The following is a 23,095-nucleotide window of genomic DNA, read 5'->3' as shown; positions in this document are numbered from 1 at the left end:
CAGACTGGTTCAAGCCTGATCTACCCCGAACGGCAAAACCGTTCGGGGTTTTGTTTAAAGCGCACCGCTCTAAGACCCTTGGGGTATTATGCCCTAGCCGGCACGCCGGATGATTTCATGAAATTCCTCCCGGCTGCCGGGTTCGTCGGCCGCGACCACCAGCGCCAGTTCGCGCTCGTCGAAGATCTTGAACCACTCGTCCCATTCGACCAGCTCGTAGCCGCCTGCGTTGACCGGGCGTTCAGGTTGATCCTGGTCCTGATAGGCGTGCTGGCCGAAGACGAGCCTCAGCAACGGCTGCGTTCCGGTTTCGGGCGATACATCGACGATCGCCGGAAATCCGGCGCGCCCTGCGGCCCATGAGCGAATTGCTTCGTGGTCGGTCAGCGTGATCGTGTCGGCCATGAATAACTTCTCCTTGATTGCTGTCACGAAACGCCTGCCTCAGGTCCCGGTTCCGTGCAGCAGCTTCATGAGTGGCGACTTGCATATTCGTCCCGGCTTAACCGCTTGTTGGGGCTTGCGCTCTAAGGTCTTCCCTGACGTCAAGCGGGGAAGTCACCGTCCTTTGGACACCGGCCTGTTCATAGCGCTGCTCAATCCGACGATCGCGCTGGCGCTCGGCGCGGCGTTCCTCGTGCTGTGGTTCTACCAGCGCCACCGGCCCTATCTGGCTGTGCTCGGCACGAGCTATTGCGTGTCCGGGCCCGGCTTCCTGCTGCAGTATTTCACGCTGCCCGGCGGCATCGTGCTGACCAAGCTGGTCTCCAACCTCTGCTTCACGCTCGCCGCCTGCTGCCTCGTCGGTGCGATCATCTCGCGCTACGGCAGGCGCGTGCCCTATATCGCGATCGGCATTCTGGCGGGTGGCGGGATGGTCGCATTCTGCTGGTTCCTGTTCGTCCAGCCGGACTTAACTTGGCGCATCCTGTCGATCAATTTCGGCTTTGGCGGCCTCAGCCTGCTGGTCGCCGCCGAGCTGCGCGCCGTGCGCAAGAACGGCCCGACGGAAAAAATCCTGTTCGTACTGTCGCTGCTGTCCGGGCTGAACTTCATCGGCCGCACGCTGCTCGTCGTCATCTCGCACGGGCCGTTCACCAGCTATGACGGGTTTTATGGCTCGTCCTACTGGACGACGGCGCTTTTGACGCACGCGCTGCTGTCGTTGCTGATCGCGCTCTGCCTGTTCTCGGCAGCTGCGCTCGACGTGATGAAGGCGCTGAAGACCGAGACGCACACCGATCCGCTGTCTGGCCTGCTCAACCGCAGGGGTTTCGAGGAGCGCGCCTTGCTGGTGCTGCAGCATTGCGCTGTTACCAAGGTGCCGGTCGCGCTGGTGCTGGCCGATCTCGATCACTTCAAGGCGCTCAACGACAAATACGGGCATGCCGCGGGCGACCAGGTGATCGCCGACTTCGCCGCCAAGCTTCGCGCGGCCGCCGGCACGCGTGCGGTTGCCGGCCGCATCGGCGGCGAGGAGTTCGCCGTGCTTCTGTCGCTGAGCGATCTTGCCACGGCGCGGCTGTTTGCCGAAGCCGTGCGCACGCACTATTCGGCCGGCAGTGTCGACGGGTTGCCGCCGGGCACCAGGGTGACCGCGAGCTTCGGCGTCGCGGCACGCACCGGCGACGAAGGGCTGGAGCCGCTGATGCGGCGCGCCGACGAAGCGCTCTACAAGGCCAAGAAGAACGGCCGCGACAGTGTGCGATTGTCCTATGAGCGGGCGGAAACGGTGTTCGTCCCGGATACAGGCAGCGTCGGTTAGCGTCTCGCTTAAACGGCCTCTCGGCCGTGCCGGATCATCAGCGGCAAGGGCTGAGGTTGGGCATTTCGCCATCGGAGAGGCCGTACATATAGGAGCGGCCCTTCACGAACACCGGCGGCTGGTAGCAGCCACGCCTGGAGATGTGATCCGCCTCGTCTTCATAAAGGACTTCCGGTTCCGCTTCCGGCTGCCCGGCGCTGGTGTAGTCGGACAATTTCTTGGCCAGCCTGCCTTGGCCGACAATGATGCGCTTGTAGCCGGCGGCGCTGTCGATGACGAGATTGCCCAGGGAATCGGCATAGACGCGGTCATGATGGCGCGACCAGGCCATTGCCGGGGCGGCGAAGCCGAGACTGGCTGTCGCCAGCACAAGCGCCGCAAGGCGCGCTCTTCCTGAATTCGAAAGCATGGTGTCCTCTCTGCTGTGGACCCGATCGAATCGGAAATTAACCTTTTCTTAACCTTTGTTAAGAGGGCAGGCGCATCCGGCGGCGATCTCTCGCCAAACATGGTTAATATCCGACGGGATGGAAAACCCGGGCGTCATCATTCGGCCATGCTTGCCCGCACCATCGGCCGCGACGCACACAACTACGCTGACGTCGGGTGAGCTTGATCTTGGTGGAACATCGCGGCTAGTTAGCCGCGCAGGAGGACAGCATATGGCGTTACGCCGGACGTTTCGGGTGACGCTGTTGTCGATCCCTTTGCTGACTGCCGCAGCCTGCGTGCCGCAGAACGGCGCGCCGACGGCGGTGAATACCGTACCACCCACTGTCGCGCCCGCGCCGGCTCAGCAGTCCGCCGCACCTGTGGCGCCCCCGGCTTCCGCAACGGCTCCGACAGCACCTGCCGCACCTTCAGCCAAGATCGTCACCGATCTTACCGCGCCGCGGTCTGCTGTCGGCACGGCAACTTACAGATGCGGCAATGGCGGCATGATCACCATCCAGAACCTCGGCACGGCGTTGCGTGTTGTCAGGCCCGACGGCACGACCGAGGAGTTTGCCGCATCACCCGCCAACCAGTCCAGCCGCTACCAGGAAGCCGCGTCGCATGACGCAATCGTGATCGACGCGCGCGAGGCGCTGGTGATGAAGAGGGGCTCGACACCACAGACCTGCAAACGATAGCCTGGCGTCGATTGCAAAGGAAATGCCGCACTGCAGCGAACGGTGCGCCGGCTTTCGACGGCGGCCAAATCGATTGAAGCGAAACAGCAGCCTTTTGTCAGACTAAATGACGTTTTCAAAACGATTTTCCGGCTTTGACGCGGTGCAAAAAGAGCATTAGAAACCGGCTGTCTGAAGTCATATATCGAGGCGGTGAGTGCCGCTTTCCACCGCGGCTCCGGACATCGAACTGGGGCAGCCATGAGCAAATCACCAGCCACCCGAACCGCCAGACGTGAACGGCCGCTCTCGCCGCACCTGACGATTTACCGCCCACCGATCACCATGACGATGTCGATCATTCACCGCATCACTGGCGGGGCGCTGTATTTCGGCACGCTGCTGGTCGCCGCGTGGCTGATGGCGGCGGCGAGTTCGCAAGGCGCTTTCGATTGGATCAACTGGGCCTTCGGCACCTGGCTCGGCCGGCTCATCCTGTTCGGCTACACCTGGGCGCTGATGCACCACATGCTGGGCGGCGTGCGCCACCTCGTCTGGGACACCGGCGCCGGGCTGGAGAAACACACGGCATCGAAGATCGCCTGGGCGACCCTCGCCGGTTCCATCCTGCTCACGCTGCTGATCTGGGTCGCCGGCTACATGGCGCGGGGAACCTTGTGATGAGCGGCACGAACAACAACGATATGCGCACGCCGCTGGCCAAGGTCCGCGGTCTGGGCTCGGCCCGCGAAGGCACCGGGCATTTCTGGCGACAGCGGCTGACGGCCTTTGCCAACATCCCGCTGATACTGTTCTTCGTCGGGTTCCTGATCGCGCTCAATGGCGCCGGCTTCGCCGAGGTGCGGGCGGCGCTCGCCAGTCCGTTCGTGGCGCTGGTGTTGGCGCTGGTGCTCGTTTCCGGTCTCACCCATATGCGTGTCGGCATGCAGGTCATTATCGAGGATTACGTGCATGCCGAAGGCATGAAGCTGGCGCTGATCGCACTCAGCACGTTTTTCACCATAGCGGTCGGCGTCGCCTCGATCTTCGCCCTGCTCAAACTGGCATTCGGAGGCTGATTTGGCCAAGGACGCGAAATCGGCCACCGGCTATACCTTTGTCGACCACAAGTTCGACGTGGTGGTCGTCGGCGCCGGCGGCGCTGGCCTGCGCGCCACGCTCGGCATGGCCGAGCAGGGCCTGCGCACGGCCTGCATCACCAAAGTGTTCCCGACCCGCTCGCACACGGTGGCGGCACAAGGCGGCATTGCGGCGTCGCTGTCCAACATGGGTCCGGACTCCTGGCAGTGGCACATGTACGACACCGTCAAGGGTTCGGACTGGCTGGGCGACGTCGACGCCATGGAATATCTGGTGCGCGAGGCACCGGCGGCGGTCTACGAGCTCGAGCATTACGGCGTGCCGTTCTCGCGCACCGAAGAGGGCAAGATCTACCAGCGGCCGTTCGGCGGACACATGATGAATTATGGCGACGGCCCGCCGGTGCAGCGCACCTGTGCTGCCGCCGACCGCACCGGTCACGCCATCCTGCACACGCTCTACGGCCAGTCGCTGAAGAACAATGCACAGTTCTTCATCGAGTATTTTGCGCTCGACCTGATCATGGAACCGGACGGCACCTGCACCGGCGTCGTCGCCTGGAACCTCGACGACGGCACTATCCATCGCTTCTCCGCCAAAATGGTGGTGCTGGCGACCGGCGGATATGGCCGCGCCTATTTCTCGGCGACGTCGGCGCACACCTGTACAGGCGACGGCGGCGGCATGGCGGCACGGGCCGGCTTCCCGTTGCAGGATATGGAGTTCGTGCAGTTTCATCCGACCGGCATCTACGGCGCCGGCTGCCTGATCACCGAAGGCGCGCGCGGCGAGGGCGGCTATCTCGTCAATTCCGAGGGCGAGCGCTTCATGGAGCGCTACGCGCCGTCGGCCAAGGACCTGGCCTCGCGCGACGTCGTCTCGCGTTGCATGACGCTGGAGATCCGCGAAGGCCGCGGGGTCGGCAAGAACAAGGACCATATCTTCCTGCATCTCGACCATCTCGATCCGGCCGTGCTGCATGAGCGGCTGCCGGGCATTTCGGAATCGGCCAGGATTTTCGCCGGCGTCGACCTGACCAAGGAGCCGATCCCCGTGCTGCCGACGGTGCACTACAATATGGGCGGCGTGCCGACCAATTACTGGGGCGAGGTGCTGAACCCGACTGTCGAGAATCCTGACCGGGTGTCACCCGGGCTGATGGCGGTCGGCGAGGCCGGCTGTGCCTCGGTGCACGGCGCCAATCGGCTGGGCTCGAATTCGCTGATCGATCTGGTGGTGTTCGGCCGCGCCGCGGCAATCCGCGCCGGCCAGGTCATCGACCGCAATTCGGCGATCCCTTCGCCCAACGAAGCCTCGGTCGAAAAGATCATGGATCGCTTCGACCGGCTGCGCCACGCCAATGGGTCGACGCCAACCGCTGTTCTGCGTGAGAAAATGCAGAAGGCGATGCAGGAAGACGCCGCCGTGTTCCGCACACAGGAGTCGCTCGAAAACGGCTGCAAGCGCATTTCGCAGATATGGACCGAGCTCAAGGACCTGAAAGTCTCCGACCGCTCGATGATCTGGAATTCCGACCTGGTCGAGACGCTGGAGCTGGAAAATCTGATGGCCAACGCCATCACCACGGTCTACGGCGCCGAGGCGCGCAAGGAGAGCCGCGGCGCGCATGCGCGCGAAGATTTCTCGGCCCGCGACGACACTGTCTGGCGTAAGCATACGCTGGCCCGGCTAAGCGAGGACGGCCAGGTGAGCCTCAGCTATCGTCCGGTGCACACCGAACCGTTGGTGGCGGAAAAGGACGGCGGCATCAGCCTCGCCAAGATCGCGCCCAAGGCCAGGGTGTACTGACCATGGTGCCGAAGCTCGTCATCCGAAAGGACCTGAGGTAATGGTCGAACTAACGCTTCCCAAGAACTCCAAGGTGCAGCCGGGCAAGACCTGGCCGAAGCCGGAGGGCGCCACCAACCTCAGGGAATACCGCATCTACCGCTGGTCGCCCGACGATGACGAGACCCCGCGCATCGACACCTATTTCGTCGACATGGACGATTGCGGGCCGATGGTGCTCGATGCGCTGCTCTGGATCAAGAACAAGATCGATCCGACGCTTGCCTTGCGCCGCTCATGCCGCGAAGGCATTTGCGGCTCCTGCGCCATGAACATCGATGGCTCCAACACGCTGGCCTGCACCAAGGGCTGCGACGACATTTCCGGCGCCGTCAAGGTCTACCCGCTGCCGCATATGCAGGTGGTCAAGGATCTGGTGCCCGACCTCACCAATTTCTACGCCCAGCACGCCTCGATCCAGCCATGGCTGAAGACAGTGTCGCCAGAGCCGGCCAAGGAATGGCTGCAGAGCCATGAGGATCGCGAAAAGCTCGACGGGCTCTACGAGTGCATCCTGTGCGCCTGCTGCTCGACCTCGTGCCCGAGCTATTGGTGGAACGGCGACCGCTATCTCGGCCCGGCGACGTTGCTGCAGGCCTATCGCTGGCTGATCGACAGCCGCGACGAAGCCACGGGCGAACGGCTCGACGATCTCGAAGACCCGTTCCGGCTCTACCGCTGCCACACCATCATGAACTGCGCCCAGACCTGCCCGAAGGGGCTCAACCCGGCCAAGGCGATTGCCGAGATCAAGAAGATGATGGTGGAGCGGCGGGTTTAGTTGAGGCGAGTTCGCTCGCGGCAATCTCGAACGCGGCGATCCTTCGCGCGCCCCTCTGTCCTGCCGGACATCTCCCCCACGGGTGGGGAGACTGGCCGTCATCGCGGCTTTCGCCAATCTCCAAGGTTGAAGGATGGCGCGCTGTCGGCGAAGCTGCCGATCTCCCCCCGCGTGGGGAGATATCCGGTAGGACAGAGAGGTGGGCGCTGTCTCGCCGGCGCTAGAAAGGATACTCAACCCAATGAGCGAAGAGCTTCCAATCCTCAATCCCGTCGAAGCCCGTGTGCTCGGCTGCCTGATCGAGAAGAAGGAGCTGACGCCGGATGTCTATCCGCTGACGCTGAATGCAGCACTTGCAGCCGCCAACCAGAAGACGGCGCGCGAGCCTGTCATGGCGCTCGAGCCGACAGAGGTGCATCGGACGCTGAAGTTGCTCGAGCAGAAGGGGCTGGTGCGGCAGATGTTCGGCTCGCGCGTCGAGCGCTATGAGCATCAGATGGCGCAGCGCTTCTCGCTGACGAGGCCGCAGACCGCGGTGATCGGCCTGCTTTTGCTGCGCGGTCCGCAGACGGTGCATGAGCTGCTGGCGCGAGCTGAGCGCATGGCGCGGGTTTCGTCGATCGAAGACCTGCGCGCTGAACTCGACATGCTGATCGGCCGCCGCCCACCGCTCGTCCAGGAAATACCGCGCGGGCCGGGGCAGCGCGAGGACCGTTTTATGCATCTGCTCGCAGGACCGGTGGACGTCGCGGCGTTATCGATGCAGCGGAGTGTGCCGGCCTTGCCTGCTTCCGACCTGGAAGCAAGATTGGAGGCTCTGGAGCAGGAAGTCGCAGCCCTTCGCGCCCGGCTTGATGCGCTGGGCGCCTAATAGTTATCCGAGACGTCGGCGGGACAGCACCCCCCTCTGGCCTGCCGGCCATCTCCCCTCAAGTGGGGAGATCAGATGTCACGCCAGCCTTCGCCAATTACGAACGTCGAAAGAAGAGTGCCAGCTACCGAGCTTCCAATCTCCCCGGGAGATGCCCGGCAGGGCAGAGGGGGGCGCGAAGAATCGCTACCCCGGGCAAAATCGGCGGATCACCCCAGCTTCGCGTCGAGCGACACTGCGATGGCCCCCAGCGCCTTCGAAACCGGGCACTCCGCCTTGGCCTTCTCGGCCAGTTCCTTGAACTTCGCCGCATCGATTCCTGGCACCTTGCCGACCAGGGTGATGGCGCTGCCGGTGATGCCGGTGCCGGGGACCAGCGTCACCACCGCCTTGGCGTCGAGCTCGGTGGCGGGCGTGCCGTTCTCGGCCAGGAAATGCGACAGCTGCATGGCGTAGCATCCGGCGTGTGCCGCGGCGATTAACTCTTCGGGATTGGTGCCGGATTTGCCGCTCTCGTCCTCGAAGCGAGCCTTGAACGAATAGGGCGTGCCTTTCAAAGTGCCGCTCTGGCTGTCGAGCGTGCCCGTGCCCTCCTTCAGATTGCCTTTCCAGACGGCGTTTGCGGTACGGTCCATAGAATTCTCCTTGATTACAGCGACAGCGCCGGCCACGCGGCGTTCCCTCCAACTATAGCGCGGCGGCAGGGGAAGACCACCGCGCTGTTTCGGCCGGATGCGACGCCGGCGTGCCCTGCAAATTTTTCTGAAAAAATGTGCGTGCAAAAATGTCGACTTGCATCGGCGCCGGCCGTCCTGCGAGCGTCCACGGATTCTCGTGGCGGATGGAGATCCAAGATGAACAATCTGTTTTCTGCCCATTGGAACGACGCCGACAAAAGCGCGCGTCTACACGAGATCGAGTGCTCGCGACCTTCCGGCTTCGGCCGGCTGCTTGCTGCGGTCGCCGTGATCGGCATTGCGGTCTGCGTGCTCGACCACGCTGCTGCCGGCAAGGATGCCGCCGGCGCCGTGATCACCTATGGTTCGTCACAGCAAGGGAGCTGGAAATGAAATATGTCTGTCTGGTCTACGGCGAGGAAAAGGACCTCCATGCCATGACGCCTGAGCGTCTGGCCAAGCTCGACGCCGATTCGATGGCCTATGACCGGTCATTGGACCAGCAAGGCAAGCTGATCATCGCGCAGGCGCTGCAATCGGTGAAGACGTCGAAGACGGTGCGGCGGCGCCAAGGCAAGCGGCTGATCACTGACGGTCCGTTTGCCGAAACCAAGGAGCAGTTGCTTGGTTTCGTCATGATCGAAGCCGACACTCTCGACAAGGCGCTGGAGATCGCCGGCAAAATTCCGCTGGCTGAAATCGGCACCGTCGAAGTCAGGGCGATCTACGACGTGCCGGGGTCATAGGCGGCGGTGGCGTCATGCAGGCCGGCGGATCATATCCGCCGCCTTCTCGGCGATCATCACCACTGGCGAGGCGGTGTTGCCGGAGACGATGCGCGGCATGATCGACGCGTCGATGATCCGCAGCCCCTCGATACCGGTCACGCGCAGGTCCGGGCTGACGACGGCGCGGTCATCGATGCCCATCCGGCAGGTGCCGACCGGGTGGAAGATGGTCGTGGCGATCGAGCCGATCTGGTGCAGCAGGTCCTCGTCCGACTGGTGGGCGAGACCAGGCAGGATTTCTTCCGGATGGAAGCCGGCAAGAGCCTTGGCGGTCATGATGCTGCGCGCCTGGCGCACCGAACGCAGCGCGATCTCGCGGTCGCGCGCCGTAGAGAGGTAGTTCAGCCGGATCTCCGGCTGCACGGCCAGCTCGCGCGTCGTAGCGTGCACCGAGCCGACGCTCTCGGGCCGCAGATTGCAGACCGACATGGTGATTGCCGGGAACGGGTGCAGCGGGTCGCCCAGCCGGTCGGTAGACAAGGGCTGGACGTGGTACTCCAGGTCCGGCGTCGCCATCGACGGATCGGATTTCGAGAACATGCCGAACTGGCTCGGCGCCATCGACATCGGTCCCGAGCGGCCAAAGGCATATTGCAGCGCGATCTTCGCCTTGCCGCTCAGGCTGTTGGCTAGCGTGTTGAGCGTCAGCGCCGACGACACTTTGTAGACAGTGCGGATCTGCAGATGGTCCTGAAGGTTCTCGCCGACATCGGGGCTGGCGTGAACCACATCGATGCCGAGCGCGGCGAGGCGATCCGGCTCGCCGACCCCGGAAAGCTCCAGCAGTTTCGGCGTGTTGATCGAGCCGGCGGTCAGCAGCACCTCGCTCCTGGCCTTTGCCTCGATGGTTTGGCCGCCGACGCGATAACAAACGCCGATAGCACGCTTGCCCTCGAACAACACCGTCTCGACATGCGCGTTGACGACCAGCCTGAGGTTCGGCCGCCGCAGCGCCGGGCGCAAGAATGCCTTGGCTGTGTTCCAGCGCACGCCCTTGCTCTGGTTGACTTCGAAGAAGCCGGACCCCTCATTGTCGCCGTCGTTAAAATCCTCGCACGGCATGATGCCGAATTCCTTGGCCGCCTCCTGCACGGTGTTCAGGATCGGCCAGGACAGGCGTTGCCGCGCCACTTTCCATTCGCCGCCGGAGCCATGCAGCTTGGTCTTGCCGCCATGATGGTCCTCGGATTTGAGGAAGTAGGGCAGCACATCGTCCCAGCCCCAGCCGACATTGCCCATCTGCCGCCAGCCATCGTAGTCCGCCGCCTGGCCGCGCATGTAGATCATGCCGTTGACCGAGGTGCAGCCGCCCAGCACCTTGCCGCGGGGATAGACCAGCGAGCGGCCGTTCAGGCCGGATTCGGGGGCAGTCTTCATCATCCAGTCGGTGCGCGGATTGCCGATGCAATAGAGATAGCCGACCGGGATATGCACCCAGTGATAATTGTCGCTGCCGCCGGCCTCAAGCAGCAGCACGCGCGTCGCCGGGTTTTCGCTCAGCCGATTGGCCAGCACGCAGCCCGCCGTGCCTGCGCCGACGATGATGTAGTCGTAGTCGCCATCGAGCCGTTGGGTCATTGCGGTGGTTTACTCGGCGGTGTTCTACTCGGTTCTGCCGCCTGTTCGGCCCAGAACGATCGCAGCGTATCGGCAAGGCCGCAATAGGCGCGATAACGCCTGTTGTAATGGTCCTGCATGGCCGGGTTCGGACGGTAGGCGGCGCTTGACCGGGTCATGGCGTCGACGCCGGCCTCATAGTCGGCGAACAGGCCGGCCGCGACCCCGGCGCCGATCGCCGCACCAAGTGCGCCGGTCTCGCGTGCTTCAGGGACGGTGATCGGCACGCCAAGCCCGTCGGCGAAGATCTGCGGCCAGTGCTCGCTGCGCGAACCGCCGCCGGACAGGACCGCTTTGTCGAAGCTGACACCGGCGTCCTTCAGAACATTGATGTGGCGCCGGTGCTCGAACATCACGCCCTCGAACAGCGCGCGCAGCATATGGCCTTCCCTATGCCAGCCGGCGAGGCCGTAGAAGCCGGCGCGGAACTCCGCCCCTTGTCCCGACCCGTAGAGAAACGGGTGGAACATCGGATCGTCCCAGGTTGGCGTCACCGCGCCGACAGCCGCGTTGCAGTGGCCGAACGGATCGTCATGATGGGCACCGCGCTCGATGCGAAGTCAGCGTTATCGCTAAGCGGTTGCATCATTAGTGCCCGTGACGAGCGACCTGAACCCAGGACGTCCGATCTCGGCGTCTGGATGATTAGGGGGCCAGCTCTGTTTTCTCATCAGATACAATTCTTGCGTGTTGAAGCAACGCCGGAGTTCTCCTATCGTCGCCGCAATTTTCGGGGGAATTCGACATGCCTTTCCTGATTGCTATTCTCGGCGTGCTGGGAGCCGGGGCGTTCTGGTGGTATCGCATGAAGGCCATGAACGAAGCCGCGCGCGAGGTCGCCGACGTCGTCGGCCGCGTCCAGGGCAACATAAGGCGCAAGAAGCTGCGCAAGCAGGCGGCGCTGTCGCCGCTGACGGCGATCGACGATCCGGTGGTGGCGGCGGCAACGCTGATCACCGCACTGGCAGCGGAGCACGGCCCGATCCTGCCGAAGCGCGAAACGGTCATCCGCGAGGTGATCTCGCAGATTGCGGACAACCAGAAGAAGACCGATGAAGCCGTCGTCTACGCCAAATGGGCCGCGGCGCAGATCGACGACACGACGATCGTCATCGACAAGCTGGCGCCCTTCCTGCGCGAGCGCCTCGATCCCCACGAGCGCGAAGACCTGCTGCAGATGCTGGATCGTGTTGCCAAGAGCGGCGAGCAGAGTTTCAAGGTCGCCGACCAACGCATGCTGCGACTGCGGCAGAAGCTGGGGTTTGAGGTCAACTGAGAAACAGCCCGGGCCGCATGTCATTCTGGATAGGGAGCGTGGTAGGATCGGCTGCCGCTTACCTTATCGGCTCTACGCCTGCCGGCTATCTGGCGGGGAAACTGCTTAAGGGCATCGATATCCGGGAGCACGGCTCCAAGTCCACCGGTGCGACAAATGTATTGCGCACACTCGGGAAATGGCCAGCATTGGTGGTGCTTCTGGTGGACGTGCTGAAAGGGGCGGCAGCGGTCATCTTTGCCCGTTGGTTTTGTTTCTGGTCTTCCGCAACGCCGCCGTCGGCAATATCTGATATGCCCGTTTGGGCTCCTTGGGTTGTATGCCTGGCCGGACTCGCTGTTTTGCTTGGGCATAGCCGTTCGATCTGGCTGAATTTCACCGGCGGCAAATCGGCTGCGACGGGGTTGGGTGTTTTGTTGGCGATGTCCTGGCCTGTGGGTCTAGGCGCGGCGACGGCATTTGCCGTGGTGTTGGCAGTTTCCCGAATTGTGTCCCTGAGTTCGATGCTGGCGGCGCTCACCGCGATCGCCCTCGTCGGCGGCATGGAACAACCATTGCCCTACCGGTTGCTGGTCATCGCCGGCGGCATCTACGTGATCGTGCGCCACCGCGCCAACATTGCGCGGCTGATGTCAGGAGCCGAGCCGCGTCTATGACAAAGCGGCACTCATTCCCGGCCTAAATCGCCTCACCCTTGAGCAGCCGTGGTGTGCCGTTGGACAACCCCGACGCCTGGCGGATGAAGAACTCCTTCAGCCTGGGCATCCGTTCGACAAGGCCGAGGCCGATGTCGCGGAGCTGGCGCAGCGGGCCGATGTCGTTGGAAAACAGCCGGTTCAGCACATCTGTGGTGACGCCCATCTGCACCGTGTCGAAGCGGCGCCATTGCTGGTAGCGCTCGAGCACGTCGAGCGCGCCGATATCCTGTCCCAAGCGATCGGCCTCGACCACCACTTCAGCAAGGGCCGCCACATCCTTGAAGCCGAGATTGAGGCCCTGGCCGGCGATCGGGTGGATGCCGTGCGCGGCGTCGCCGGCAAGTGCTACGCGCGGGGCGACAAAGGCGCGCGCGATGGTCAGGCCGAGCGGCCAGGCGCGCGGCTTGTCGGTGACGCGGATTTCGCCGAGCTTCAGGCCGAAGCGCAATTCAAGCTCCTGCTCGAAGACGAGGTCGTCGCCCGAGACCAGCTTTTCGGCATTCTCGGAACGTTCGACCCAGACCAGCGACGAACGGTTGGTGCCGTCCTCGGTCGGCTTGAGCGGCAGCGTTGCAAACGGGCCGGCCGGCAGAAAATGCTCTTCGGCGCGGCCATTGTGCGGGCGCTCATGCGCCACCGTGCAGACGATGCCGGACTGGCCATATTCCCATTTCACCGTCTTGATGCCGGCCATGTCGCGCAATTTGGAATTGACGCCGTCGGCGGCGACCAGCAGCCGCGCCTCAATCGCCGCGCCGTCGGCCAGATGCACGGTGATGCCGGCGCCATTGCCGTCGAACGATGCGACCGCGACACCTTCGATGATGTCGATGCCGAGCTTTTGCGCGCGGCGGCGCAAGGCGCTGTTCAGGTCCTTGTTGGCGACCATGTGGGCGAACGGTTCGCCCGGCGCGACCTCGCCATCGAAGGTGAGAAACACCGGACGCACCGGATCGGCGGTGCGCGAATCGGTGACGATCATCTCGGTGATCGCCTGCGATTGCCCGACGATTTCCTGCCAGACGCCGAGCTGGTCGAGCATGCGGCAGGCGGCGGCGGCGATCGCCGAGGCGCGGCGGTCCTTTTGCCAGACGCCGGCGGGGGCAGCATCAACGACCGCCACGGCGAGGCCCGGCCGCGCCTGTTTCAGCGACACGGCGGCGGCGAGGCCGACATAGCCGGCGCCAGCGACCAGCACGTCGAGCGGGGTTTTTGCGTCCGGGTTGCGGTTCGCCATGTCAATTCCTTTCGAAGTCTCGACCATCCCCGCCCACTGGGGCATTCCGGCCTTGACTGCCCGCCATTCCTGTCGGAAACCGCCATAGCATCTTACGGCGAGGTCACGAAGCATGACGGCGGCCATGGACGAGCTTCTCAGCATTCTCGACCTCGAGCAGCTGGAACACAATCTGTACCGTGGTCGCAGCCCCAAGCTCGACTGGCAGCGCGTTTTCGGCGGCCAGACCATCGCCCAGGCGCTGGTCGCCGCGCAGCGCACCGTCGAGCCCGAGCGCCACGTGCATTCGCTGCACGGCTATTTCATGCGGCCCGGCGACACCAAGGTGCCGATCGTCTACGAGGTCGACCGCATCCGCGATGGCGGCTCCTTCGCCACGCGGCGCGTGGTGGCGATCCAGCACGGCCAGGCGATCTTTTCGCTGGAAGCCTCGTTCCAGCAGGACGAGGTTGGCCTTGAGCATCAGCTGCCGATGCCGCGCGACGTGCCGCCGCCCGACAGCCTGTTGTCGCAGCGCGAATTGCTGGGCAAGTTCGGCGAGGCGGTGCCGGACGGCATCAAGCGCTACTGGGAGCGTGACCGGCCGATCGAGATGAAGCCGGTGATGCTGAAGCATTACACCAGCCGCGAAAAGCTGGAGCCGCAGCAGAACATCTGGATCCGCACCACCGGCCCGGTGCCGGCCGACCGCGGCATCCAGGCGGCGGTGCTTGCCTACCTCTCCGACATGACGCTGCTCGACACCTCGACCTTTGCACACGGCCGCGCCATTTTCGACCGCGACATCCAGGCGGCGAGCCTCGACCATGCGATGTGGTTCCATCGCCGCCATCCGCTCGATGACTGGATCCTGTACACGCAGGACAGCCCGTCGACGCAGGGGTCGCGCGGCTTCACCCGCGGCTCGCTGTTTGCCCGCGACGGCACGCTGATCGCCTCGGTTGCCCAGGAAGGCCTGATCCGGCTGAAGCGGCCGCCTGCGGAATAGGCATTTTCGAAAAATTGCCTACTTTTTAATCAGTGACTGTCCGTTGACCGTGCGCACCGTGGCGCCGGGACTCGAGCGATCCGTTTGTTTACAATGAGTTAACACCCTGCTTCGGCAACTGGCACGGAGCTTGAATCCTGTTGGGCACTCTCCGGGCTTTTTGGGATCGGTGAAGGTGTGCAAACGCGGGGGACCGCAACAGCAAAGGGTGAAACCTTATGAAAATCGTGATGGCAATCATCAAGCCGTTCAAGCTCGACGAGGTGCGCGAAGCGCTCACCGCCGTCGGCATCCAGGGCCTGACCGTCACCGAAGTCAAAGGCTACGGGCGTCAGAAGGGACACACGGAAATCTATCGCGGGGCGGAATACGCGGTCAGTTTCCTGCCGAAAATCAAGATCGAAGTCGCGGTCAGCACAGACCTGGTCGACAAGGCCGTCGAAGCCATCACGGCGGCGGCCAAGACCGGCCAGATCGGCGACGGCAAGATCTTCGTCTTCGGCATCGATCAGGCGGTGCGCATCCGTACCGGCGAAACAGACACCGACGCACTTTGAGCGGCGAACACGTATTCCAATGGAGAGTTCAATGAATATACCTTCCACCTTGAAGTCAGTGGCGCGTTCCGCGCTGCTGGGCTCCTTAGCGCTCGGAGCATTGGGCACGGTTGCTGCCTTCGCGCAGGAGGCGGCTCCCGCCGTCGCGGCGGCAGCGCCAGCAGCGCCGGCTTTTACCGTCGACAAGGGCGACACCACGTGGATGATGATTTCCACCGTGCTGGTGCTGTTGATGACCATTCCCGGCCTTGCGCTTTTCTACGGCGGCCTGGTTCGTACCAAGAACATGCTGTCGGTGCTGATGCAGGTCTTCACCATCACCAGCGTGGTCATGATCATCTGGGTCTTCTACGGCTACAGCCTCGCCTTCACCCCGGGCAACGCCTTCGTCGGCGGCCTTTCGAAGATGTTTCTCTCCGGCGTCAACGTATCGACGCTTTCGGAAACCTTCAGCAAGGGCGTCGCCATTCCTGAACTGGTGTTCGTCGTCTTCCAGATGACCTTCGCCTGCATCACGCCCGCCCTGATCGTCGGCGCATTCGCCGAACGCGTCAAATTCTCCGCCTTGATCCTTTTCGTTATCCTATGGGTGACGTTAATCTACTTCCCGATCGCGCACATGGTCTGGTTCTGGGGCGGCCCGAGCGCCTATGCCGACCCGTCCGGCCTGATCTTCAGCTTCGGCGCCATCGACTTCGCCGGCGGCACGGTCGTTCACATCAATGCGGGCATTGCCGGTCTCGTCGGCGCGCTGATGATCGGCAAGCGCATCGGCTACAAGAAGGACATCATGGCGCCGCACTCGATGACGCTGACCATGGTCGGCGCTTCATTGCTGTGGGTCGGCTGGTTCGGCTTCAACGCCGGTTCGAACCTCGAAGCAAACGCCTATGCGGTGCTGGCGATGATCAACACCTTCGTCGCCACGGCGGCGGCGGCAGTGGCCTGGATCGTGCTTGAATCGCTGCTGCGCGGCAAAGCCTCCATGCTCGGCGCTGTTTCGGGCGCGGTCACCGGCCTCGTCGCGATTACGCCGGCTGCAGGTTTTGCCGGCCCGATGGGCGCTATCGTGCTTGGCATCGTCGCCACCTTCGTCTGCTACTTCTTCGTCTCGGTGGTGAAGAACACGTTCGACTATGATGACAGCCTCGATGTCTTCGGCGTCCACTGCGTCGGTGGCATCATCGGTGCGCTAGGCACTGGCATTCTGGTCAATCCCGCCCTCGGCGGCGCCGGCATCGTCGACTATTCGACGGCCGACTTCGCCGCCGGCTATGCCGGCACGGCCACGCAGCTCCTGGCGCAGGGCAAAGGCGTCCTGGTAACCCTGCTGTGGTCGGGCATCGGCAGCGCAATCCTCTACAAGGTCGTCGACTTGATCATCGGTCTGCGTCCGACAGCCGACGCCGAGCGCGAAGGCCTCGACCTGACTTCGCATGGCGAAGCGGCCTACCACTCGTAAGCCTTGCGGGGCGGCCTCGGCCGCCCGCATTCTCCCATCCCGTCGTGACGCTCCCGAAAGGAGTTCACGCTTTGAGGCCCGGGTCATTCCGGGCCTCTCTTTTTGGCAACCGTGCTGGCAGGCCTCGGTCCCTGCGCAATCACGTTCTATGATGGCCGCTGGCGGGGAGACGTCGACCGGATTGGTTCCGAACTGTTGAGACTGCCTACAGTGGAGTGAGCAAGATCGTGGCTCTGGGTGCGTATAGTTAATGCGGCCTTAACCTTCCCCCCGATAGTCTGACATCCGAATCTGCCGGAGTGCGTCATGCGCCCGGCCAGTCCATGACAGACGGGGAACGAAGCATGCGTTCAGGGGCTTCAGCACCGCTCGCGCTGACCGATACGGGGCACGGCATCCAGGCATTCGCGCGGCGCCAGGTCGGGCGGCTGGTCGGCGCCGGCCTGTTTGCGCTGGTCGCCTTTGGCGTCGCGGCGCTGGCGACCTGGAACGTCGCCGATCCCAGCTTCTCGCACGCCACCGACAACATCGTCACCAACGCCATGGGCTATGCGGGCGCGGTATTCTCCGACCTCGCCATGCAGTTCTTCGGCCTTGCCGCGGTCGCCGCCCTGGTGCCGGCGGTGATCTGGGGCTTTCTCCTGTTTTCGGCGCGCGGCGTCGACAGGCTGCCGAAGCGCGGCCTTGCCTGGTTCGGCTTCGCGCTGCTCGCGGCGGCGATGGCCGGCTGCGTGGTGCCGCCCAAGACCTGGCCGTTGCCGACCGGCCTCGGCGGCGTGTTCGGCGACATGGTGCTCAATATTCCGGGCCTGGTCATTGGCGGCTACCCGACCGGCATCGTTGCCAGCGTCATTGCCATGGTGCTCATTGCGCCGGCGCTGTGGCTGTTTGCCTATGGCTCGGCGCTGATTGCGCGCAAGAACGGCTTTGCCGTCATGGAGCGCACCGCGGAGCCCGATCCCCGAGAGGACGACCTGCTCTTCGACGAAGACGACGACGAGGGCGACGAAGGGATACTGGCGCTCGGCGCCATTACCCATTGGTGGCTGTCTTTCCGCGCCTGGATGCATCGCCGGGCTGTGCGCCGCCAGCAGGAGCGCGACGAGTTCGAGCCGGAGATAGAGCAGCGCTCCACCGCATGGCGCCGCGCCGCCGAACGGGTCGAATCAGCGGAATTCGCCGAAGCGCGGATGAGCCCGGATGGCCGCGCCCGCGTCGAGCCGGAATTCTTCGCCGCCATGGTCAATGACCGCAGCGTTTCCGTCGATCCGGACGATGACGACGTCCTCGATGCCGGTTTCGACAATGGCGACGAGGAGGTCGAACTCGACGACGAGCCGGTCCCGCGCCGTGCCGCGCCGAACGCCAAGGTGCAAAACTTCCGGTCAGATGCGGCGACCCGCGTCGCCGCACCTGCGCCGCGTCCCGCTCCCGGCGCGCGCGTTCAGCGCGAGGCGCAGACCTCGCTGATCGGCTCGGAAACATTCGAAATGCCGTCGCTGCATTTCCTGTCGGAGCCGAAGAACGTGGTGCGCGACGCCAGCCTGTCCAAGGACGCGCTGGAGCAGAATGCGCGCCTGCTCGAAGGCGTTCTGGAGGATTTCGGCGTCAAGGGCGAGATTATCGCGGTACGGCCCGGCCCGGTGGTCACGCTCTATGAGTTGGAGCCGGCGCCCGGCATCAAATCGTCGCGCGTCATCGGCCTGTCCGACGACATCGCCCGCTCGATGAGCGCCATTGCCTGCCGCGTCGCCGTGGTGCCCGGCCGCAACGCCATCGGCATCGAATTGCCGAATGCCAAGCGCGAGACCGTCTATCTCCGGGAGATCCTGGCCAGCCGCGATTTCGAGACGACCAAGTCCAAGCTGGCGCTGGCGCTGGGCAAGACCATCAATGGCGAGGCGGTGATCGTCGACATCGCCAAGATGCCGCATGTGCTGGTCGCAGGCACCACCGGCTCCGGCAAGTCCGTCGCCATCAACACCATGATCCTGTCGCTGCTCTACAAGCTGACGCCGCAGGACTGCCGGCTGATCATGATCGACCCGAAGATGCTCGAACTTTCCGTCTATGACGGCATCCCGCACCTTCTGACGCCGGTGGTCACCGACCCGAAGAAGGCCGTGGTGGCGTTGAAATGGACGGTGCGCGAGATGGAGGACCGGTACCGCAAGATGTCCAAGGTCGGCGTGCGCAACATCGACGGCTTCAACGCGCGCGTGCAGTTGGCTGAAAAGAAGGGCGAAAAAATCTCGCGCACCGTGCAGACCGGCTTCGACCGCCAGACCGGCGAGGCGATCTACGAGACCGAGAACCTCGATCTCGAGCCGATGCCCTACATCGTCGTCATCATCGACGAGATGGCCGATTTGATGATGGTCGCCGGCAAGGACATCGAAGGCGCGGTGCAGCGCCTGGCACAGATGGCGCGCGCGGCCGGCATCCATGTCATCATGGCGACGCAGCGTCCGTCGGTCGACGTCATCACCGGCACCATCAAGGCCAATTTCCCGACCCGTATCTCCTTTCAGGTGACGTCGAAGATCGACAGCCGCACCATTCTGGGCGAGCAGGGCGCCGAGCAGCTGCTCGGCATGGGCGACATGCTGTACATGGCCGGCGGCGGCCGCATCCAGCGCGTGCACGGCCCGTTCGTCGCCGACGACGAGGTCGAGAAGATCGTCGCCTATCTGAAGCTGCAGGGCGTGCCCGAATATCTCGACGCCATCACCGAGGATGACGGCGAGGACGATGACGAGCCGTCGGGCAAGGGCGGCGCTGGCGGTGGCGGCAACAGCAATTTCGAGGATTCCGACGATCCCTACGACCAGGCGGTCTCGGTCGTGCTGCGCGACGGCAAGGCGTCGACCAGCTATATCCAGCGCCGGCTCGGCATCGGCTACAACCGCGCCGCCTCGATCATCGAGAAGATGGAGAAGGAAGGCATTGTCGGCCCGGCCAACCATGCCGGCAAACGCGAAATCCTGGTGCCGACCGAGGACGACAAGTTCTGATCAGCCGATACGGCCCGGCGGCAACCTTGAACCTTTTGGCGCGTTACAGCGACTGAGCGCTGTCCGGTCCGCCAAACTTAAGTCTAACTGGGGGTCCACGGACTGCAACGAGACACACACCACACGAGAGTGACCGGCATGAAAAACGATCTTTCCGCGATCAGCGATTTCGCTCCAAACCGTCGCCAGTTGCTCGGCCTTGGCCTGATGCTTGCCGGCGCCGCGGCCATCAACGTCGTGCCGGGGTTCCAGCTCTTGGCCTCGGCGCAGGCGGCAGTGCCGCCGACGGCGCAAAAGATCGCCGACCATTTCTCCTCGGTCAAATCGATGAGCGGCGAGTTCGTCCAGTTCGGCCCCAACAACCAGCAGACCGGCGGCAAGTTCTTCCTTGAGCGGCCAGGCAAGATTCGCTTCAACTATGACGGCAAGTCGAATTTCCGGGTGATTTCCGACGGCAAGTCGGTGGTCATCCTCAACAAGCGGCTGAAAACGTCCGATCTCTATCCGTTGTCGAAGACGCCGCTGAAGCTGTTGCTCGACACCAAGATCGACCTCTCGGGGGGCCGCGTGAAATCGATCAAGGAAGAGAGCGACCTCACCACCATCCAGCTTGCCGACAAGTCGGTGTTCGGCAATTCGAAGATCACCATGATGTTCGATCCGAAATCCTATGATCTGCGCCAGTGGACCATCACCGACGCGCAGGGCAAGGACACCACGGTGATGATCTACAACACCAAGGAAGGCGTCAGCTTCCCTGCGGACACCTTTGCCATCGACTATGCGGCGAACCGCGAGCTGAACACCAACCAGCGCTAGATGCGGTGAGGCCGGCCTGCCAATGGCGATCTCCTGCGCTTCCGGTGCTCACGTGATTTAAGTACGCTCCGCTCCGGTTCTCGGAGACCACCATTTTCGACTCGGCCTGACCTGAATCAGGGCCGCCGCCCGCAAAGGCTGGCTTGTGTTTGTGGCGCTCGGCTGGCAGTAGATCGGCGACCTTGTTCGGACCGCCGCATGCCCTTCTCCATCGCCACCTGGAACATCAACTCCGTGCGCCTGCGCATGCCGATCGTCGAGCGGCTGCTGACGGAGCAGGCGCCCGATGTGCTTTGCCTGCAGGAGACGAAGGTTCCCGACGAGCTGTTTCCGGAAAAGGCGTTCCGCAAGGCCGGCTACGAGCACATCGCATTCCATGGCCAGAAGGGCTATCACGGCGTTGCGACGGTGGCGCGGCGGCCGATCGAGATTGTCGAGAAACGGCGCTTCTGCGAGATCGATGACAGCCGGCATCTGTCGGTCAAGGTGCAGGCCGGCGGCAAGGCGATCCTGGTCCACAATTTCTACGTGCCGGCCGGCGGCGACGAGCCCGATCCGGAGATCAACCGCAAGTTCCGCCACAAGCTTGATTTCGTTGCCGAGATGAACGCCATCCGCGCCGCGCATGACGAGGTGTCGGCCTCGATCCTGGTCGGCGACCTCAACATCGCTCCGCAGGAGCACGATGTCTGGTCGCACAAGCAATTGCTCAACGTCGTCAGCCACACGCCGGTCGAGACGCAAAATTTCGACGCGATGCGGATCGCCGGTGACTGGGTCGACCTGATGCGGCTCGACGTGCCGCCAGAGCAGAAGCTCTACACCTGGTGGAGCTATCGCGCGCGGGACTGGGAAGCCTCGAACCGCGGCCGCCGGCTCGACCATGTCTGGTCGTCACCGAACCTGGTGCCGAGCTTTGCCGGCTATGAGATCCTGCGAGAGGCGCGTGGCTGGGAGCGGCCCTCGGACCATGTGCCGGTGATTGCGCGGTTCGACCTGGATTAGGCGTGCCGATATTCAGGTGAGGCCGGCCTGCAAATGGCCGATACCTGCGCTTCCGGTGCGTACTTTGAGTACGCTCCGCTCCGGTTCTCGGTATCAGCCATTTTCGACTCGGCCTGACCTGAATCTCGACACACCCAAGCGTGAGCGCGGTCGCGGGGACCTACCCGCCAAACCTTGGGGCCAACTTCTCGATGCGGGCGATCATGGCCTGAAAATCATCGAGGATTCGCTGGTGCAGTTTCACCGCCACTTCGGGATATTCCTCCAGGATGCGGCGAAACATCTTGCGGCTCAACCTTATCACTTCCGAATCGGTCTCGGCCGAGGCGCTGGTCAGCCGTCTTGAGTCGGCGATCAGCGCCAGTTCGCTGAGGATCGTGCCGGGGCCGGCGGTGCCGATCGGGATGCGGTCGCCGTCATGCTCGCGGTAGAGCACGATGCGGCCACTGACCACGATATAGGCTGAGTCGGCTTCGTCATCCTCGCGGTACAGCTTGCGGTCGGCCTGCAGATGGGTGGCTTCGGCGCCGAAGGCGAGCAGGCGCAGCTGTTCCTGCGTGAAACCCTCAAAGAGCTTCACGGCGGACAGGATGCGGATGTCGTCATCCAGCGCCATCTCTAGCTGCGTCCCCGAACGGTCAGTCCAATCCCTCCCTTAGAGCGCCGCGCGTCCAATTGGACGCGCAAAGGACGCTCTAACACTTCAATCTGCGCAGCGGGCCGATCCAGGCTCCCCCAGCCGGATCCTCCCCGAAACAGTCCCGCCCCGACCGCCTATTGAACAATGAAAAGTTTAAGGAACCAGCTTGTAGCCGCCGCTTTCTGTCACAAGAATTTCAGCATTGGAAGGATCGCGCTCGATCTTCTGGCGCAGCCGGTAGACGTGCGTTTCCAGCGTGTGCGTGGTGACGCCGGAATTGTAGCCCCACACTTCCTCAAGCAGGACGTCGCGCGTCACCACCTTCTGGTCGGCTCGATAGAGATATTTGATGATCGAGGCTTCCTTCTCGGTCAGCCGCACCTTGCCGCCGCGCTGGTCGATCAGAAGCTTCTGGCTGGGCTTGAACGTGTAGGGCCCGACCGAAAAGGTGGCGTCCTCGCTCTGCTCGTGCTGGCGCAGTTGTGCGCGTATGCGGGCGAGCAGCACGGCGAAGCGGAACGGCTTGGTGACATAGTCGTTGGCGCCGGCCTCGAGGCCCAGAATTGTGTCGGAATCGGTATCGTGGCCGGTCAGCATGATGATCGGCGCCTTGTAGCCGCCCTTGCGCAGGATCTTCACCGCCTCGCGGCCATCCATGTCGGGCAGCCCGACATCCATGATGAGCAGGTCGATGAGCCCGCCGCGCGCCGCGGCGACGCCTTTGGCGGCGGTCGCTTCCTGCAAGACGTCGAATTCTTCGTAAAGGGCCAGTTGCTCGACGAGGGTTCCGCGCAGGTCGTCATCGTCGTCAACGATCAGAATGGTACGTGATGTCATGG

The 23,095-nt window shown here is 63.6% G+C and carries 24 protein-coding genes and 1 pseudogene; 17 read left to right on the top strand and 8 right to left on the bottom strand.

From position 1 onward, the window contains the following. Window positions 1-93: 93 nt before the first annotated feature. A complete protein-coding gene (locus ACYG9Z_RS13135) occupies window positions 94-405 on the bottom strand; it encodes a hypothetical protein (RefSeq protein ID WP_023670517.1) in 312 nt (103 codons plus the stop codon). A 163-nt stretch (window positions 406-568) separates the two neighbouring features. Here ACYG9Z_RS13135 and ACYG9Z_RS13130 point away from each other — a divergent pair, with 163 nt between their 5' ends. Continuing rightward, the gene (locus tag ACYG9Z_RS13130) at window positions 569-1,765 is read left to right on the top strand and encodes a GGDEF domain-containing protein (protein ID WP_023752702.1); all 1,197 of its coding nucleotides are present in this window, start codon (window positions 569-571) and stop codon (window positions 1,763-1,765) included. A 37-nt stretch (window positions 1,766-1,802) separates the two neighbouring features. Here ACYG9Z_RS13130 and ACYG9Z_RS13125 read toward each other — a convergent pair whose 3' ends face one another. Continuing rightward, a complete protein-coding gene (locus ACYG9Z_RS13125) occupies window positions 1,803-2,174 on the bottom strand; it encodes a hypothetical protein (protein WP_023687709.1) in 372 nt (123 codons plus the stop codon). A 253-nt stretch (window positions 2,175-2,427) separates the two neighbouring features. Between ACYG9Z_RS13125 and ACYG9Z_RS13120 the strand changes: the two genes are divergently transcribed. The 6 genes from ACYG9Z_RS13120 (at window position 2,428) to ACYG9Z_RS13095 (ending at window position 7,478) form a co-directional block, all read left to right on the top strand. After that, window positions 2,428-2,898, top strand: a complete 471-nt coding sequence (locus ACYG9Z_RS13120) for a hypothetical protein (protein WP_023687710.1) — start codon at window positions 2,428-2,430, stop codon at window positions 2,896-2,898. A gap of 240 nt (window positions 2,899-3,138) precedes the next feature. Continuing rightward, the gene (gene sdhC / locus ACYG9Z_RS13115; protein ID WP_023683884.1) at window positions 3,139-3,558 is read left to right on the top strand and encodes a succinate dehydrogenase, cytochrome b556 subunit; all 420 of its coding nucleotides are present in this window, start codon (window positions 3,139-3,141) and stop codon (window positions 3,556-3,558) included. Then, window positions 3,558-3,956 carry a succinate dehydrogenase, hydrophobic membrane anchor protein gene (sdhD, locus tag ACYG9Z_RS13110; RefSeq protein ID WP_023710213.1) on the top strand — a complete coding sequence of 133 codons (399 nt, stop codon included), beginning with the start codon at window positions 3,558-3,560 and terminating at the stop codon, window positions 3,954-3,956. Before sdhC ends, sdhD begins: the two co-directional genes overlap by 1 nt. A gap of 1 nt (window position 3,957) precedes the next feature. Next, complete coding sequence (gene sdhA, locus ACYG9Z_RS13105) at window positions 3,958-5,787, top strand: succinate dehydrogenase flavoprotein subunit (RefSeq protein ID WP_023752701.1); 1,830 nt, start codon at window positions 3,958-3,960, stop codon at window positions 5,785-5,787. Window positions 5,788-5,827: 40 nt separating this feature from the next. Continuing rightward, on the top strand, window positions 5,828-6,607 hold the full coding sequence (locus tag ACYG9Z_RS13100; RefSeq protein WP_023752700.1) for a succinate dehydrogenase iron-sulfur subunit: 780 nt from the start codon (window positions 5,828-5,830) through the stop codon (window positions 6,605-6,607). 241 nt (window positions 6,608-6,848) lie between these two features. Further along, entirely contained in the window at window positions 6,849-7,478 is a 630-nt protein-coding gene (locus ACYG9Z_RS13095; protein WP_023752699.1) for a YceH family protein, read from the top strand. Window positions 7,479-7,687: 209 nt separating this feature from the next. Here the strand turns inward: ACYG9Z_RS13095 and ACYG9Z_RS13090 are convergent, their stop codons facing one another. Next, window positions 7,688-8,113, bottom strand: coding sequence for an OsmC family protein (locus tag ACYG9Z_RS13090; protein WP_023683888.1), 426 nt, complete (start codon window positions 8,111-8,113; stop codon window positions 7,688-7,690). Window positions 8,114-8,332: 219 nt separating this feature from the next. Between ACYG9Z_RS13090 and ACYG9Z_RS13085 the strand changes: the two genes are divergently transcribed. Beyond that, a complete protein-coding gene (locus tag ACYG9Z_RS13085; protein ID WP_023698372.1) occupies window positions 8,333-8,548 on the top strand; it encodes a hypothetical protein in 216 nt (71 codons plus the stop codon). Then, a complete protein-coding gene (locus tag ACYG9Z_RS13080; RefSeq protein WP_023698373.1) occupies window positions 8,545-8,901 on the top strand; it encodes a YciI family protein in 357 nt (118 codons plus the stop codon). The genes ACYG9Z_RS13085 and ACYG9Z_RS13080 overlap by 4 nt, the downstream gene beginning before the upstream one ends. Window positions 8,902-8,913: 12 nt before the next feature. Here the strand turns inward: ACYG9Z_RS13080 and ACYG9Z_RS13075 are convergent, their stop codons facing one another. Then, on the bottom strand, window positions 8,914-10,521 hold the full coding sequence (locus ACYG9Z_RS13075; protein ID WP_023752697.1) for a GMC family oxidoreductase: 1,608 nt from the start codon (window positions 10,519-10,521) through the stop codon (window positions 8,914-8,916). After that, window positions 10,518-11,108: pseudogene (locus ACYG9Z_RS13070) on the bottom strand (FGGY-family carbohydrate kinase); the annotation flags it as partial. The gene ACYG9Z_RS13075 and the pseudogene ACYG9Z_RS13070, both read right to left, overlap by 4 nt. Window positions 11,109-11,305: 197 nt before the next feature. On the opposite strand from ACYG9Z_RS13070, the gene ACYG9Z_RS13065 reads away from it, so the two are divergent. Then, on the top strand, window positions 11,306-11,836 hold the full coding sequence (locus tag ACYG9Z_RS13065; RefSeq protein WP_023670503.1) for a hypothetical protein: 531 nt from the start codon (window positions 11,306-11,308) through the stop codon (window positions 11,834-11,836). Between the two features lie 17 nt (window positions 11,837-11,853). Further along, window positions 11,854-12,492 carry a glycerol-3-phosphate 1-O-acyltransferase PlsY gene (plsY, locus tag ACYG9Z_RS13060; RefSeq protein ID WP_031198474.1) on the top strand — a complete coding sequence of 213 codons (639 nt, stop codon included), beginning with the start codon at window positions 11,854-11,856 and terminating at the stop codon, window positions 12,490-12,492. 22 nt (window positions 12,493-12,514) lie between these two features. Here plsY and ACYG9Z_RS13055 read toward each other — a convergent pair whose 3' ends face one another. Then, window positions 12,515-13,771 (bottom strand): ubiquinone biosynthesis hydroxylase, encoded by a 1,257-nt coding sequence (locus ACYG9Z_RS13055; protein ID WP_023715866.1) that lies wholly within the window; start codon window positions 13,769-13,771, stop codon window positions 12,515-12,517. Between the two features lie 112 nt (window positions 13,772-13,883). Here ACYG9Z_RS13055 and tesB point away from each other — a divergent pair, with 112 nt between their 5' ends. From tesB to xth, 6 genes are all read left to right on the top strand, one after another. Next, window positions 13,884-14,759, top strand: a complete 876-nt coding sequence (tesB, locus tag ACYG9Z_RS13050; protein ID WP_023752696.1) for an acyl-CoA thioesterase II — start codon at window positions 13,884-13,886, stop codon at window positions 14,757-14,759. 218 nt (window positions 14,760-14,977) lie between these two features. Continuing rightward, a complete protein-coding gene (locus tag ACYG9Z_RS13045; protein ID WP_023670499.1) occupies window positions 14,978-15,316 on the top strand; it encodes a P-II family nitrogen regulator in 339 nt (112 codons plus the stop codon). Between the two features lie 31 nt (window positions 15,317-15,347). Beyond that, entirely contained in the window at window positions 15,348-16,778 is a 1,431-nt protein-coding gene (locus ACYG9Z_RS13040; protein ID WP_023670498.1) for an ammonium transporter, read from the top strand. Window positions 16,779-17,122: 344 nt separating this feature from the next. Continuing rightward, the gene (locus ACYG9Z_RS13035; RefSeq protein WP_023752694.1) at window positions 17,123-19,792 is read left to right on the top strand and encodes a DNA translocase FtsK; all 2,670 of its coding nucleotides are present in this window, start codon (window positions 17,123-17,125) and stop codon (window positions 19,790-19,792) included. Window positions 19,793-19,930: 138 nt separating this feature from the next. Beyond that, complete coding sequence (locus ACYG9Z_RS13030; protein WP_023670496.1) at window positions 19,931-20,611, top strand: outer-membrane lipoprotein carrier protein LolA; 681 nt, start codon at window positions 19,931-19,933, stop codon at window positions 20,609-20,611. A 198-nt stretch (window positions 20,612-20,809) separates the two neighbouring features. Further along, a complete protein-coding gene (gene xth / locus ACYG9Z_RS13025) occupies window positions 20,810-21,616 on the top strand; it encodes an exodeoxyribonuclease III (RefSeq protein ID WP_023670495.1) in 807 nt (268 codons plus the stop codon). A gap of 160 nt (window positions 21,617-21,776) precedes the next feature. Here the strand turns inward: xth and ACYG9Z_RS13020 are convergent, their stop codons facing one another. Both ACYG9Z_RS13020 and ACYG9Z_RS13015 read right to left on the bottom strand, forming a co-directional pair. Beyond that, window positions 21,777-22,232, bottom strand: coding sequence for a cyclic nucleotide-binding domain-containing protein (locus tag ACYG9Z_RS13020; protein ID WP_023670494.1), 456 nt, complete (start codon window positions 22,230-22,232; stop codon window positions 21,777-21,779). A 177-nt stretch (window positions 22,233-22,409) separates the two neighbouring features. After that, complete coding sequence (locus tag ACYG9Z_RS13015) at window positions 22,410-23,093, bottom strand: response regulator transcription factor (protein WP_023670493.1); 684 nt, start codon at window positions 23,091-23,093, stop codon at window positions 22,410-22,412. Window positions 23,094-23,095: the final 2 nt, after the last annotated feature.

It is taken from the genome of Mesorhizobium sp. RSR380A (assembly GCF_054719385.1).
This window is presented reverse-complemented; position numbering and strand designations above follow the sequence as displayed.

What these genes read in the sequence shown, in the direction of transcription:
- sdhD (WP_023710213.1), top strand. Translation starts at nt 3,558, where the DNA reads ATGAGCGGCACGAACAACAACGATATGCGCACGCCGCTGGCCAAGGTC.
- ACYG9Z_RS13090 (WP_023683888.1), bottom strand. Translation starts at nt 8,113, where the DNA reads ATGGACCGTACCGCAAACGCCGTCTGGAAAGGCAATCTGAAGGAGGGC.
- sdhC (WP_023683884.1), top strand. Translation starts at nt 3,139, where the DNA reads ATGAGCAAATCACCAGCCACCCGAACCGCCAGACGTGAACGGCCGCTC.
- ACYG9Z_RS13045 (WP_023670499.1), top strand. Translation starts at nt 14,978, where the DNA reads ATGAAAATCGTGATGGCAATCATCAAGCCGTTCAAGCTCGACGAGGTG.
- ACYG9Z_RS13015 (WP_023670493.1), bottom strand. Translation starts at nt 23,093, where the DNA reads ATGACATCACGTACCATTCTGATCGTTGACGACGATGACGACCTGCGC.
- ACYG9Z_RS13035 (WP_023752694.1), top strand. Translation starts at nt 17,123, where the DNA reads ATGCGTTCAGGGGCTTCAGCACCGCTCGCGCTGACCGATACGGGGCAC.
- ACYG9Z_RS13030 (WP_023670496.1), top strand. Translation starts at nt 19,931, where the DNA reads ATGAAAAACGATCTTTCCGCGATCAGCGATTTCGCTCCAAACCGTCGC.
- ACYG9Z_RS13135 (WP_023670517.1), bottom strand. Translation starts at nt 405, where the DNA reads ATGGCCGACACGATCACGCTGACCGACCACGAAGCAATTCGCTCATGG.
- tesB (WP_023752696.1), top strand. Translation starts at nt 13,884, where the DNA reads ATGACGGCGGCCATGGACGAGCTTCTCAGCATTCTCGACCTCGAGCAG.
- ACYG9Z_RS13095 (WP_023752699.1), top strand. Translation starts at nt 6,849, where the DNA reads ATGAGCGAAGAGCTTCCAATCCTCAATCCCGTCGAAGCCCGTGTGCTC.
- ACYG9Z_RS13120 (WP_023687710.1), top strand. Translation starts at nt 2,428, where the DNA reads ATGGCGTTACGCCGGACGTTTCGGGTGACGCTGTTGTCGATCCCTTTG.
- plsY (WP_031198474.1), top strand. Translation starts at nt 11,854, where the DNA reads ATGTCATTCTGGATAGGGAGCGTGGTAGGATCGGCTGCCGCTTACCTT.
- xth (WP_023670495.1), top strand. Translation starts at nt 20,810, where the DNA reads ATGCCCTTCTCCATCGCCACCTGGAACATCAACTCCGTGCGCCTGCGC.
- ACYG9Z_RS13020 (WP_023670494.1), bottom strand. Translation starts at nt 22,232, where the DNA reads ATGGCGCTGGATGACGACATCCGCATCCTGTCCGCCGTGAAGCTCTTT.
- ACYG9Z_RS13080 (WP_023698373.1), top strand. Translation starts at nt 8,545, where the DNA reads ATGAAATATGTCTGTCTGGTCTACGGCGAGGAAAAGGACCTCCATGCC.
- ACYG9Z_RS13065 (WP_023670503.1), top strand. Translation starts at nt 11,306, where the DNA reads ATGCCTTTCCTGATTGCTATTCTCGGCGTGCTGGGAGCCGGGGCGTTC.
- ACYG9Z_RS13125 (WP_023687709.1), bottom strand. Translation starts at nt 2,174, where the DNA reads ATGCTTTCGAATTCAGGAAGAGCGCGCCTTGCGGCGCTTGTGCTGGCG.
- ACYG9Z_RS13075 (WP_023752697.1), bottom strand. Translation starts at nt 10,521, where the DNA reads ATGACCCAACGGCTCGATGGCGACTACGACTACATCATCGTCGGCGCA.
- ACYG9Z_RS13040 (WP_023670498.1), top strand. Translation starts at nt 15,348, where the DNA reads ATGAATATACCTTCCACCTTGAAGTCAGTGGCGCGTTCCGCGCTGCTG.
- ACYG9Z_RS13085 (WP_023698372.1), top strand. Translation starts at nt 8,333, where the DNA reads ATGAACAATCTGTTTTCTGCCCATTGGAACGACGCCGACAAAAGCGCG.
- ACYG9Z_RS13055 (WP_023715866.1), bottom strand. Translation starts at nt 13,771, where the DNA reads ATGGCGAACCGCAACCCGGACGCAAAAACCCCGCTCGACGTGCTGGTC.
- ACYG9Z_RS13100 (WP_023752700.1), top strand. Translation starts at nt 5,828, where the DNA reads ATGGTCGAACTAACGCTTCCCAAGAACTCCAAGGTGCAGCCGGGCAAG.